The sequence below is a fragment of the Staphylococcus casei genome (genome assembly GCF_030294405.1).
Lineage (GTDB): Bacteria > Bacillota > Bacilli > Staphylococcales > Staphylococcaceae > Staphylococcus > Staphylococcus succinus.
Window position 1 is genome coordinate 2126767 of record NZ_CP125718.1, and the last position, 13903, is coordinate 2140669.

Annotated in this window: 13 protein-coding genes; 2 read left to right on the plus strand and 11 right to left on the minus strand. The window is 34.9% G+C overall.

Annotated elements, in window-relative coordinates:
• Positions 1-13 precede the first annotated feature (13 nt).
• From rnr to QMO72_RS10420, 10 genes are all read right to left on the minus strand, one after another.
• Complete coding sequence (rnr, locus tag QMO72_RS10375) at positions 14-2395, minus strand: ribonuclease R (protein ID WP_103267817.1); 2382 nt, start codon at positions 2393-2395, stop codon at positions 14-16.
• A gap of 37 nt (positions 2396-2432) precedes the next feature.
• Complete coding sequence (locus tag QMO72_RS10380) at positions 2433-3173, minus strand: alpha/beta hydrolase (protein WP_103267816.1); 741 nt, start codon at positions 3171-3173, stop codon at positions 2433-2435.
• A 137-nt stretch (positions 3174-3310) separates the two neighbouring features.
• Positions 3311-3544: a preprotein translocase subunit SecG gene (gene secG, locus QMO72_RS10385; protein WP_103267815.1), complete on the minus strand. Its 234-nt coding sequence runs from the start codon at positions 3542-3544 to the stop codon at positions 3311-3313.
• 68 nt (positions 3545-3612) lie between these two features.
• On the minus strand, positions 3613-4074 hold the full coding sequence (locus QMO72_RS10390; RefSeq protein ID WP_069823253.1) for a hypothetical protein: 462 nt from the start codon (positions 4072-4074) through the stop codon (positions 3613-3615).
• A gap of 301 nt (positions 4075-4375) precedes the next feature.
• On the minus strand, positions 4376-5680 hold the full coding sequence (gene eno, locus QMO72_RS10395; protein ID WP_103267814.1) for a surface-displayed alpha-enolase: 1305 nt from the start codon (positions 5678-5680) through the stop codon (positions 4376-4378).
• A gap of 192 nt (positions 5681-5872) precedes the next feature.
• The gene (gene gpmI, locus QMO72_RS10400; RefSeq protein ID WP_103267813.1) at positions 5873-7390 is read right to left on the minus strand and encodes a 2,3-bisphosphoglycerate-independent phosphoglycerate mutase; all 1518 of its coding nucleotides are present in this window, start codon (positions 7388-7390) and stop codon (positions 5873-5875) included.
• A gap of 1 nt (position 7391) precedes the next feature.
• A complete protein-coding gene (tpiA, locus tag QMO72_RS10405; RefSeq protein ID WP_103267812.1) occupies positions 7392-8153 on the minus strand; it encodes a triose-phosphate isomerase in 762 nt (253 codons plus the stop codon).
• Between the two features lie 81 nt (positions 8154-8234).
• Positions 8235-9425, minus strand: coding sequence for a phosphoglycerate kinase (locus tag QMO72_RS10410; protein ID WP_103267811.1), 1191 nt, complete (start codon positions 9423-9425; stop codon positions 8235-8237).
• Between the two features lie 133 nt (positions 9426-9558).
• Positions 9559-10566, minus strand: coding sequence for a type I glyceraldehyde-3-phosphate dehydrogenase (gene gap, locus QMO72_RS10415; protein ID WP_103267810.1), 1008 nt, complete (start codon positions 10564-10566; stop codon positions 9559-9561).
• Between the two features lie 40 nt (positions 10567-10606).
• Positions 10607-11635 carry a sugar-binding transcriptional regulator gene (locus QMO72_RS10420; RefSeq protein WP_103267809.1) on the minus strand — a complete coding sequence of 343 codons (1029 nt, stop codon included), beginning with the start codon at positions 11633-11635 and terminating at the stop codon, positions 10607-10609.
• Between the two features lie 364 nt (positions 11636-11999).
• Between QMO72_RS10420 and QMO72_RS10425 the strand changes: the two genes are divergently transcribed.
• Positions 12000-12227: a hypothetical protein gene (locus tag QMO72_RS10425; protein WP_046837228.1), complete on the plus strand. Its 228-nt coding sequence runs from the start codon at positions 12000-12002 to the stop codon at positions 12225-12227.
• A 342-nt stretch (positions 12228-12569) separates the two neighbouring features.
• Here the strand turns inward: QMO72_RS10425 and QMO72_RS10430 are convergent, their stop codons facing one another.
• Complete coding sequence (locus QMO72_RS10430) at positions 12570-13298, minus strand: DUF4887 domain-containing protein (RefSeq protein ID WP_103267808.1); 729 nt, start codon at positions 13296-13298, stop codon at positions 12570-12572.
• Positions 13299-13596: 298 nt separating this feature from the next.
• On the opposite strand from QMO72_RS10430, the gene QMO72_RS10435 reads away from it, so the two are divergent.
• The gene (locus tag QMO72_RS10435; protein ID WP_103267807.1) at positions 13597-13797 is read left to right on the plus strand and encodes a hypothetical protein; all 201 of its coding nucleotides are present in this window, start codon (positions 13597-13599) and stop codon (positions 13795-13797) included.
• The last annotated feature ends 106 nt before the right edge of the window (positions 13798-13903 follow it).

Consider the following 13903-nt stretch of genomic DNA (forward strand, 5'->3'; position numbering starts at 1 on the left):
CCTCTTTGTTGAGTTATTTTTTCTTCTTACGTGCTTTGTTTTTAACATTTTTATCTTTATAAAATGGTTTGTGTTTCGTATTGCCGCTACCTTTGTCAGCTTTATTACGTTGATTTTTTCCTTTGCGTGGTTTGCGCTTGTTTTGACTTTGCTTATCATCTTTAGACTTATCTAATGATTTACCACGTGTCTTAGCTTGAATCGTCTTACCGCGTGCCGGTCTTTGGCTGCCACGATCATTTTTGGGTAAAGGCATACCAACGATTTGGAAATCAATCATACGTTCATCGACGTCAACGTTAATCACTTTAATTGTTACAGGATCTCCGATACGGAATACTTTAGCTTGGCGTTCACCAATCATAGCCATTTGACGTTCATCAAAATGATAATAGTCATCTGTTAGATTAGATACGTGCACCATACCTTCAATAGTATTCGGCAATTCGATAAACATACCAAAGTTTGCAACTGAACTAATAATACCTTCGAACTCTTCACCTATATGTTGTACCATATATTCAGATTTCTTAAGCTCATCCGTATCACGTTCAGCTTCAATTGCTCTACGTTCTCTTTGAGAAGTATGTTCAGCAATTTCTGGTAAAGCATCTTCCCATTTATTCATTGCTTTCTTATCCATAGATTTTTCTACAATATACTTACGGATAAGTCTATGAACAATTAAATCCGGATATCTACGAATAGGTGATGTGAAGTGCGTATAGTACTCTGCTGAAAGACCAAAGTGTCCTAAATTCACATCATCATAACGTGCTTGTTGCATAGAACGTAACATCATCGTTGAAATAACCATTTGTTCAGGTTGACCTTCAACTTCTTGTTGGATCTTTTGAAGTGTAGAAGGATCAATTTCTTCCCCCGTACCTTTAATCATAAGGCCAAAATTAGTAATAAAATCAAAGAACTGACGTAAACGCTCTGACTTAGGTTGTTCATGTACACGATAGATAAATGGAACTTCTAAACGATCAAAATGTTCAGCTATCGTTTCATTTGCAGCTAGCATAAATGATTCAATCAGACGCTCACCTTCACCACGTTTTCTCAATTCTACGTCTGTTGGAATACCTTCACTGTTCACGAGTACTTTTGCTTCACTAATATCAAAGTCAATTTCTCCACGACGTTTTCTCATATGAATCAAACGTTCAGATAAATCTTGTGCTAAATCAAGCATTGGTGTGACTTCGCTATATTTTTCACGTGTTTCTGCATTTTGATCAGTAATAATTTCATTTACTTCATCATATGTCATACGATAATTTGAATGAATTACACTATCAAATATTTCGTGTTTAACTACCTCGCCACGTTCGTTCAACTCCATGCGACAACTTAATGTAAGTCTGTCTACATTAGGGTTCAATGAACAAATACCATTGCTTAAACGGTGTGGGATCATAGGAATGACTCGATCAACTAAGTAAACACTTGTTGCACGTTCGTATGCTTCTGCATTTAAAGCAGAACCTTCTGTCACATAATAACTTACATCGGCAATACTTACAGTTAACTGCGTATGGCCATTGCTTAATTTTTTAACACTGATTGCATCATCTAAATCCTTCGCATCTGCCCCATCAATAGTAATTGTTAATTCGTCACGTAAATCATGACGTCCTTCAATTTCTGAAGGCTCAATTTGATCTGGCACTGCTTCTGCTTCAGATAATACATTATCTGGAAACTCAATTTCTATGCCATGTTGGTAGATAATAGATAAGATGTCTACACCTGGGTCATTCTTATGACCTAAAATAGCTGATACATGGCCTTCTGGGTTATCTGTGCCATCTGCGTATTTAGTAATTTGAACTAATACTTTATGACCATCAATAGCACCCAGGTTCTGACCTTTTGGTATAAAGATATCTTGCATAATACGCTTATCATCAGGGATTACAAAACCAAAGTGACGCGCTTCACTATATGTCCCTACCACTTGTGTGACTGAATGGGTCTCTATAGATTTAACTTCACCTTCTGTTTTTCCTTTATGGTCTCCCTTAGAATTTTGCACCTCAACTAGGACAGTATCTCCATCCATCGCTCTATTGATCTTATTCGGTGGAATGAAGATGTCATCCGTGTCACCTTCTTCTGGACGTAAGAATGCAAATCCTTTTTTATTTTGGCTTAATTTACCTTTTACCAACTTGGATTGTTTTCCTTTATTAGATTCCCTGCGTTGGTATCTATCTGTTTTGGTACGTTCAATTAAACCAGTTTGTTCTAATTCTACAAGCACCTTAATTAAATCTCTAAATGAGTCGGCACTATTTAAGCCTAAGGCATCTTGAAAATCAGATACTGACATTGGTTCATAATCTGGTTGTTTAATAATCGCTTCAATGGATTGTTTTAAATTCATTATGCCCCTCCTTTCTATTAATAAATAATTCTAATTTCTATTCAGACCAATCTAATGATTCTAAAAAGAGGTATAAATCTTCAAATACAGCTTCTTTTTCTTTGTCTATTGTAATGACATGCCCTGAATTCGCATACCATTTAATATCTTTATCATCAGATTCGCTTTCATTGTATATAATGTTTGCAGAATCCGTGTTAATCATTTGGTCTTGTTCTGCTTGAATGACCAATAATGGGTCCATCACTTCATCTATATGATCTCTCACATCTTGAATTTGGCCTTGAAGTTCTTTCAAGGTCTCAGTAGGTTTAAATGCGTCCATTTCTTTTTCAATTGTAGCTTCATCTTTACCTTCATACTTCTTGAAGTTACGAGCATATGATAGGACGCCTTCAAACATAGCTCCTTCAGTCTTAATGTACATAGGTGAACACATGGTTACAATACCCTTAACATCTCTGTTTAAGCTTAATTTTAATGCATAACAGCCACCAAGGGATAGCCCAGCAACTACAATTTCATCATAACCTTTTTCTACTAAAAAGTCATAGCCATCTAATGCATCTTTATACCATACGTAAGGACTTGATTCTAATATCTCTTCAGGTGGTGCTGCATGTCCTTCATATTGTGGTGCATAACATGTATACCCTTTTTTCTGTAAAAATCGACCTAATTGTCTAACATCTGATGAATTTCCAGTAAAACCATGTAACAATAGTACTGCACGATTACCTTCTTCAAAAAAGAATGGTTCTGGAAGTTTGATTTGCATCGTGATCCAACCCTTTCGCTTATGCTTTTAACTACTTTAATAATCTATTTATATCATTTATATTATCATTCACTATAATTTCAATATCTTATATATCCATTATAAATAAAAAAGCCCGACTTTAACATTGTCGGACCTTATAAACCAAAATAACTTATGCCTAACATTAATAAGAAGAAAATGATAGACAATATAATTGTTAATCTATGCAAGAATAAATCGATGCCACGTTGCTTTTGTTTACCAAATAACTGTTCGGCGCCACCACTTATCGCACCTGATAGTCCATTACTTTTACCTTCTTGGAGTAACACAACAGTTACTAATGCAATACAATCTAAAATTAAAAGGATCGTGATTAATGTATGCATGAAAATTGTCCTCCATTCATTATATACGAATCGCATTATATCACACGTTCGTCTTTTTTAGCAAACTTCTATCTGTTGAAAGTACTTTTGCGTTTAATTGAAACGATAAACATATAAATTGCTAATATGAATGACATCACCATTACAATCGTTAACGGAAGAACATTAATCATAGATTTACTATCTAATATCGCCCCATAAACAGCGCCAATATTAATGAGGTTATATAAAATTTGTGAAGTGAATACAGCAAACATAAACCACCATAAATACGTGTGTCTATTCCAAATTGAAATGATACCTGCTAAGTTTGCAAGTATGTACATCACACCGGTAAACTGAAAGCTATTTTTAATCGTTCCAATAGCGTTATCTGACGGTTTCTGTCCACTATTGAGTAGCATTTGCTTAACGACACTATCATCTAAAATAACAAATAAATGTATAGCATAAAGAATGGCGATGATTAATGAACTATATGCAATCAGATGAGCCGTTTTCGTTTCTCTTGAACTCGGTTTTAAATCCATAATAAGTTAGGGCTCCTTCTATAATTTACATCTTTAATTATATCAGTTTCAAAGTGAAATATGAACAATTTAAACAACTCCTACTATTTAAATAGAAAGTAATTAGAAATAAATGTATTGAAATGTTCCTATCTGGTATATATAACGTTAAGATACTGCAATGCCAAACCTCATTTTATAGTCCTACTAATCTCAATTTCTTAGTCCTACTTTCTCAATTTCATTGAGAAAGCAGGGCTATAAAAAACACGCAAGTCAATGACTTGCGTGTTAGCGCGTGAACTCTTTTTTTAACTGTGTATTATTTAGCTAAATTATAGAAAGATTTAAGTCCGTCAAACTTACCTGTTTCGTATAATTCATCTTCAATACGTAATAATTGGTTGTATTTTGCAATACGGTCAGTTCTTGATAATGAACCTGTTTTGATTTGTCCTGCATTTGTTGCAACAGCGATGTCAGAAATTGTAGTATCTTCTGTTTCACCTGAACGGTGAGATACAACTGCTGTGTAACCAGCTTTTTGAGCCATTTCAATAGCGTCAAATGTTTCAGTTAAAGTACCAATTTGGTTAACTTTGATTAAGATAGAGTTACCAATACCTTTTTCAATACCTTCAGATAATTTAACAGTGTTTGTAACGAATAAATCGTCACCAACTAATTGAACACGATCGCCGATACGGTCAGTTAATACTTTCCAACCGTCCCAGTCGTTTTCGTCCATGCCATCTTCAATTGTGATGATTGGATATTTGTTAACTAATTCTTCTAAGTAGTCAACTTGTTGTTCTGCTGTACGTTTAGCACCATTTTCTCCTTCGAATTTAGCGTAGTTATAAACGCCGTCTTCGAAGAATTCTGAAGAAGCACAGTCAAAACCTAAGAATACATCTTTACCTGGTTCTAAACCAACTGCTTTAATAGCTTCTAAAATTGTTTCTACAGCATCTTCAGTACCTTCGAATTTAGGAGCGAAGCCACCTTCATCGCCTACTGCTGTTTCTAAACCACGTTTTTTAAGGATTGATTTAAGGTTGTGGAAGATTTCTGCTCCCCAACGTAATGATTCTTTAAATGTTTCTGCACCAACTGGTAATACCATGAACTCTTGGAATGCAATTGGAGCATCTGAGTGAGATCCACCATTTACAATATTCATCATTGGAACTGGTAATTGTTTACCATTGAATCCGCCTAAATATTTGTAAAGTGGTTGGCCTAATAAATCAGCTGCTGCACGAGCTACGGCGATTGAAACACCAAGAATAGCATTAGCACCTAATTTACCTTTATTTTCAGTACCATCTAATTGAATCATCATTTTGTCGATAGATACTTGTTCTAAAACTGAAAATTCACCTTCAATAATTTCTGGTGCGATAATGTCATTAACATTTTCAACTGCTTTAATAACACCTTTACCTAAATAACGTGATTTATCACCGTCACGTAATTCTACTGCTTCATGTTCACCAGTAGAGGCACCTGATGGTACTAATGCGCGACCAAAAGCGCCACTTTCAGTTAATACTTCTACTTCAACTGTTGGGTTACCACGTGAGTCTAAGACTTCGCGAGCGTAAACATCTGTAATAATTGGCATGTTTATAATCTCCTTTATAAATAAGTAGTTTAGAAATATTAAATTTCCTCTTCATTATAGCCTCTAAAGCTATAAATACAAAGTAATTTAATTGTTTTTAATTTGTTTGTCCATGCTTTAAAACAACACTAATTTTAAAAAAATTCATGTATTTAAAACATTGTTGCTTTCTCATCTTTAATTTAAAAATGATTAATGATTAATTAATGATTCACCAGTCATATCCTCTGGTTGGTTAACATTAAGTAAATCTAATAATGTTGGTGCTAAGTCACCTAAACGACCTGTTTCACGTAATGTTACGCCTTCTTTAGTAACAATTACAGGAACTGGATTTGTCGTATGTGTCGTCATTGGTTGGTCATCATCAGTCAATACCATGTCTGAGTTACCATGATCGGCTGTAATGATTGCATGACCACCCATATCGATAATTTTATCAACGACTTCACCTAAACACTCGTCTACAGCTTCTATTGCTTTAACAGTTGGTTCAAGCATACCACTATGACCAACCATATCCGGATTAGCAAAGTTTAATAAGATTAAATCTAAATCACCTTTGTCTAATTCTTCTATTAAAGCATCTTTAACTTCGTATGCACTCATTTCTGGTTTTAAATCGTAAGTTGCAACTTTAGGTGAATCAATTAAACGACGACGTTCACCTTCAAATTCATCATTACGTCCACCACTCATGAAATAAGTTACATGTGGGAATTTTTCTGTTTCGGCAATACGCAATTGTTTTAAACCGTTGTCTTGAGCAACTTCACCAATTGTGTTAGTTAAGTCAACTTTTTCAAAAACAATTTCTGCATCAACATTATCATTGTATTTCGTAAATGTTGCATAGAATAAGTCATTAATTCGCTCTACTTTAAAGCCTTCAAATGCTTTGTCAGTAAATACTTCAGAAAGTTGTCCTGCTCTATCCGGACGGAAGTTATAAAATATTACTGAATCGCCATCATTAATACCGTTATTTTGATCAGTAACGATAAACGGTTCAACAAATTCATCTGTTAAATCTTTAGCATAATTTGCTTCGACACCAGCTTTTGCTGACTCAAATGTTTCTCCATCGAAATTACGGATAGCATTATAAGCTTTTTCTTCTCTATCCCAGCGTTTATCACGATCCATTGCATAATAACGTCCTGAGATAGATGCGAATTGGCCAATGCCTAAATCTTTAAATTTAGCTTCAGTTTCTTCGATATATTTTAATGCAGATTTTTGGTCTACATCACGTCCATCTAAGAATGCATGTACATAAACATTTTCAACACCTTGCTTTTTAGCTAGTTCTAATAAAGCAAATAAATGTTTGTAATGACTATGCACGCCACCGTCTGATAATAAACCAAAAAGATGAAGCGCTGAATGATTATCTTTTACGTGTTGAATTGCATTGTTTAATACGTCATTGTCAAAGAAATCCCCGTCTTCAATTGATTTATTGATACGAGTCAAACTTTGATAAACAACACGTCCGGCACCAATATTCATATGTCCAACTTCTGAATTACCCATTTGGCCTTCTGGAAGACCTACATCTAAACCACTTGCTTCGATTTGAGTTGTTGGGTAGTTACTGTAGTAACGATCAAAATTGGGTTTGTTAGCTAGTTTCACAGCATTACCGTGTTCGCTCTCTCTGTTTGCAAAACCATCTAAAATAATTAATGCAGTTGGTTGTTTAGCCATATTACTTTGCACCTTCCAACAATTGGACGAAATCTTCAACTTTAAGTGATGCGCCACCTACTAATGCACCATCAATATCTGATTCAGCCATGTATTCTTTGATGTTGTTAGGTTTAACACTGCCACCATATTGAATACGAGTTGCATCTGCAACTGTTTGGCTAGATAATTCTGCAACTGTTTCTCTTACGAATGCACACATTTCGTTTGCATCTTTAGCAGTTGATGATTTACCAGTACCAATAGCCCAGATTGGTTCATATGCGATAACAACTTGTTTCAATTGTTCTTCAGATAAACCTTCTACAGCTTTTTTAACTTGGTTGCCAACAACTTCGTTTGCTTTACCACTTTCACGTTCTTCATCTGTTTCACCTACACAGATGATTGGTGTCATGCCATGGTTGAATACAGCATGTGCTTTCTTGTTAATTTCTTCATCAGTTTCGTGGAAAATTTCACGACGTTCTGAATGTCCAATAACAACAAAATTAACACCTAAGTCTGATAATGCAACTGGAGAAGTTTCACCAGTAAATGCACCGTTATCTTCGAAATATGCATTTTGCGCACCGATTTGTAAGCCTTGTGCTTTACCATCGTTAACTAATGTAACTAAAGCATCTAATTGAATTGTTGGTGCACAAATAACAGATTCTACTTCTTTTGTATCTGGTAAAGCTGGTAATGCGTTAACAAAATCTTTAGCTTCTTGAACAGTTTTGTTCATTTTCCAGTTACCTGCGATAATTGGTTTTCTCATTATATTACACTCCTATTAGTTAATTATGATGAAACGTTTTAAAGCGTTTCATCAATGTCTATCATTTTACTAGTTGTGCGTTTATTTATTAGCGATTGCAACAACGCCTGGTAATTCTTTACCCTCTAGGTACTCTAATGATGCACCGCCACCTGTTGAAATGTGACTGAAATCATCTGCATATCCTAATGAAATTGCCGCTGCAGCTGAATCGCCGCCACCAATAATTGTATTTGCATCTTTTAAGCCAGCAATTGCTTCACAAACTCCAATTGTACCTTTAGCAAAGTTGCTTAATTCAAATACACCCATAGGTCCATTCCAGATTACTGTATGCGCACCTTGTAATTGCTCTTTGAATAATTCTACAGTTTTTGGTCCAACGTCCATTGCTTCTTGATCAGCTGGAATATCATCTATAGAAACCTCAGTAATTACTGCATCATTTGAGAATTCTTTTGAAACTTTACAATCAACTGGTAATACAATTTGGTCACCAGCACGTTCTAATAATTCTTTAGCGAAATCTACTTTATCTTCTTCTAATAATGATAAACCAATTTCTTTACCTTGTGCTTTAAAGAATGTATAAGACATTCCGCCACCGATGATTACTTTATCAGCAATATTCAATAAGTTAGTGATCACACCAATTTTATCTGAAACTTTAGCTCCACCAATAATTGCAACTACAGGTTTCTCAGGGTTCTCAACTACACCACCGATATATTTGATTTCTTTTTCCATTAAGAATCCTGCAACAGTTTCTAAGTTAGATGCAATACCTACATTAGAAGCATGTTCACGGTGAGCTGTACCAAACGCATCATTTACAAATACGTCACCAAGTGAAGCCCAGTATTTACCTAATTCAGGATCATTTTTAGATTCTTTTTTACCGTCAATATCTTCAAAACGAGTATTTTCGACTAAAAGAACATCTCCGTCATTTAGGTCTTTAACGGCTTGTTCAAGTTGTTCGCCACGAGTCTCAGGTATGAATTTAACATCTTTACCTAATTTTTCTGATAAAGCTTCTGCAACAGGTTTTAAAGTCAATTCTGCTTTATCACTTTCTTCTTTAACTTTACCTAAGTGAGAGAATAATACGACTTTACCACCTTCATCAATAATATAATTGATAGTCGTTAATGCTTGAACGATACGGTTATCGTTTGTGATTTCTCCATCTTTCATTGGGACGTTGAAATCAGCACGGACAAGTACAGTTTTACCTTTTAATTCTATGTCAGATACAATTTTTTTAGCCATCTAAACTTCCTCCTCTTAATGGAACAATAAAGTAAAATAAGCGGAGAAGCGTTTGTGCTCCCCGCTTACTCCTAAGCTTATCGTTAAATTTAACAAAGCACATTAGGCTTGCTAAATTAATTTATGCTTCAAATTATTTAGCTTGAGTTGCTAAGTGTTCTAATGTACGAACTAATTGTGAAGTGTAAGACATTTCGTTATCGTACCAAGCAGCTACTTTAACTAATTGACGATCGCCAACAGTCATTACACGAGTTTGAGTTGCATCGAATAATGAACCATAAGTCATTCCAACTACGTCAGAAGAAACGATTTCATCTTCAGTGTAACCAAATGATTCGTTAGAAGCATTTTTCATTGCTTTGTTAACGTCTTCAACACTTACGTCTTTTTCTAATACAACAGTGATTTCAGTTAATGAACCAGTTGCAACTGGAACACGTTGAGCGCCACCGTCTAATTTGCCAGCGATTTCAGGGATAACTAAGCCAATTGCTTTAGCAGCACCAGTTGAGTTAGGGATAATGTTTTCAGCAGCTGCACGTGCACGACGTTTGTCGCCTTTTGGATGTGGAGCATCTTGAGTACTTTGATCACCAGTGTATGCGTGAATAGTAGTCATTAAACCTTCAACTAAACCGAAGTCATCGTTTAATACTTTAGCTACTGGAGCTAATGAGTTAGTAGTACATGAAGCACCTGAAACTACAGTTTCTGTACCATCTAATTCAGTGTGGTTCGTATTGTAAACGATTGTTTTAAGATCACCAGTTGCTGGAGCAGAAATTAATACTTTTTTAGCACCTGCATTGATGTGAGCTTCTGCTTTTTCTTTGTCAGCGAAGAAACCAGTACATTCTAATACAACATCGATGTCTAAGTCTTTCCAAGGTAATTTACTTGGATCTGGTTCAGAGAATGATTTAACTTCTAAACCGTTAACACGGAATCCGTCATTTTCAACTTCAACTTCTCCTGTGAAGCGACCTTGCATTGTATCATATTTTAATAAGTGAGCTAACATTTCGTCATCTGTTAAGTCATTTACTGCTACTACGTCAATACCGTCAACGTTTTGAATTCTTCTAAATGCTAAACGACCAATTCTACCAAAACCATTAATTGCTACTTTTACTGCCATTAAAATGGCCTCCTTTAATAATGATATTTAAAAAGTGAAATCACTTTTTATTACTATTGTTTGCGACAACTCTTGCCGCGCCTTCATCTGTTATTAAAACAGTGTTATTAGGCGCTATTGATAGGTAAGCTTTAATTGCTTCCCCTTTTGATTTACCCCCAGCTACTGCAAAGATAAACTTTTTCGATTCAAGGTCTTCTAATTGAAGTCCAATCGTTTTCACTTTATGAACGATTTCACCTTGATCATCGAAATAATATCCAAATGCTTCGCCTGAGGCATTGTGATGTTGAAGTTTATCTATAACTTCACTAGGTGATTGACGTCTTCGCGCCATCTTCAGCGCATCACCAATGCCGTGGATCGTAATATTGGATTGTTTTATTTTCTCAAGTGTGTGAATCACTGATGGTTCTAACATGAGTGTATTATATGTTGTCTCACTCACATTATCTGGTACATACAATGTTGTATAATCGCCACCCGTTTGCTGTGCCATACTCGCTGCAATCGTATTAGCTTGATAAACAACATTCTCTCCAAGACCACCGCGTGCTGGTACAAAAAATACATTGTATGGCTGATGATGCATCGCTTCACTGACATATGCCATTGTGGAACCGCCTGTCACAGCAACAATAGATTTTTCGTATAGTACATCTTCAACAAGTTGACCCGCCTGACGTGCTAATTCAATCTTAACTGTCTTATCAGAATCAGAATCGCCCGGAATAACATAAACGTCTTTGATGTTGTACTGCTCTTTTATAATTTGAGCAAGATGATGGTCGTCAGAATAACTATTAAAATAACTATTCAATTGGCGAACCGTTGCTTCACCTTCTTCAGTTATTTCCATACCTGTGGGCTTTACCTTTACAAGTTCTTGTTTCTTCAATGCATCCGTTTCAGATCGCAACACGCGTTCAGTTAAATCCATATATTCACTTAAGCTACGCCTACCTACAGGTTGATACTTAGAAATAGTAGTGAGAATTGAAAAACGACGATACATCTTTTCAACAATTTCAGGAACTAACTTCTGTTGAATTTTTATCAAGTCTTTCACTACTATCCTCCTCCTTATCAAAATTAAGGGCCAAGTTCTAACCATAGGTTGACTTTTTGCGTCCCTGGTGGGACAAAAAAATATAACCTTTTATATCTGCAATACTACTACTATATATTCTAAATTGCAAGAAAAATACTAATCTAATATTTAAATAAAAAGCATGCCTAAAAAATCACATTTACAACATCCTTTTCATTTACTTTTTACCCTTTAGACCTATTACTTAATCATATTTATTTTTTATTTTACAATTGAACTCATTTCGTTCTATCGCAGCCTTTTGCTTGTAAGTGACTATGATTGAACAACCATGTAAATACCATTAAACTAAGTTTATATCAATATATTAGGAGGAAGTGCTATGGCTCAAAATGACCAACCAAAAGTGATTGATCCTGATGACGAACGATATAAAGACTCAGACTATTTTAAGAAAGGCGATGCACGACCTAACGATCGTAATTTTAAAACTTACAAATATACGCGAAATACTGGTTGTGGATGTGGACCATTAGGATGTGGTAGTGGTTGCTTTACGCTCATTCTATTATCGCTTTTCCTTACTTATTTAATTAATCTTCTATTTTAAAGCCAAGATTGCTTCAAAAAGAGATTAAGCTATGAATAAATTCTAGCATTAACTAGAATTTTTATGTAAAAGTTGCTTATGATATTAAGCCCCCTTGATTTCTCGACGTATCAAGGCAATGCACTATCAAATTAACCATAGCCGTTTCTTCTTATATGTTTCATATCACATTATATAATTGCTTGATTGAGATTCCATAATCATTTTTGAAAATAACTTAGAATAAAGTTCATGTAATTTCAATTACACGATACACAAAAAAAGGCAATACTCATCATATTCCATGAGTACTGCCTTTTATTTTTAACTTTTACTATATTTTGAGTGCAATATTTACGATTATTAGTCGTTGTCTGTTGCTTTTGAGTTAGCGTTGCTATCTTGAGAAGATTGTCCTTGTCCGCTACTTTGACTACTTTTTGCTGATGTGGCCGGTTCACTAGTAGCGCTTGGTTTTTCTTGTGTTGTTGCAGGCTCAGATGTTGGTTCTTCAGTTTTTTTTTCCTCTGTGGAAGGTTCTTCGGTTGTTTTTTCTTCTGTGGAAGGCTCTTCCGTCGTTTTCTCTTCTGTGGAAGGTTCTTCAGTTGTTTTTTCTTCTGTGGAAGGCTCTTCTGTCGTTTTCTCTTCTGTTGAAGGTTCTTCTGTTGTTTTTTCTTCTGTCGATGGTTCTTCAGTTGAACGCTCTTCTGTTGTTTTTTCCTCAGTAGTACGCTCAGCAGTGGCAGGTTGTTGAGTCTGTTGCTGTGTTTGTTGTTGCGTTTGTTGTTGCGTTTGCTGTGTTTGTTGAGTTTGTTGTTGTGTCTGCTGTTGCGTTTGTTGAGACTCTTCAGTAGATTTTTCTTTTTTCTTTTTCTCTTCTTTAGTCTTATCTTTTTTATTCTCTTTCTTTTCTTGGCTTTGATTGTTTAAGCGTTCATTAGCTTTATTTGAATGATCTACAAATGCGAAAATGGCAAATATCAATCCACCTACAAGTAATAATACAATGATCCCACTTACAATTTTTGCAAAACGACTCATTTTTTTGTTATCTTGATTATCAAAATCATTATCCTGCTTATGCTTTGGCATATGCTCCCCTCACTTCAATTTATATCATAACATTTATGTTTTTCTCATATATAATCCAATAGTAAAAGTATATTTTACACTATTTCATGTACGAATTAAACTTATTAACTATTTTTTAATACAGCTGTTATCGTCGTGTCATATCTATAGTAGAATAGACGTATCACTACTTTAACTATTCTCTTCACGTTTCAACTTTACATTAATCTATAGGCTATCTTACTTTCAATATATTCATTGAATTTTAACCTTACTTTATTACAATTATACTACTATCATAACAGGATGTGTCGTCAATATGAAAAAACATGATCCATTACACGACTACGAGCAAATTGACCTTAAGCATGAAAAAAGTAACAAAGGGCTTCGTCAAATGATGGTTGAAAACGACAACTATGAAGCGCGCAAATATTCAAAAACACGTTTTCTGCTCTTTGTTTTTGTAATCTTTTTAATACTCATTGCTTTTGGCATCGTTGGCATTTTTATTTTATAATACTACTTCTAGTATAAGTTTTATTATTAAAGTAATCAAAAGTTAAAAAGATAGTTCCTAGTCATTAATTGCGTTAACATATAAATATAGGCCTATACGATACTCG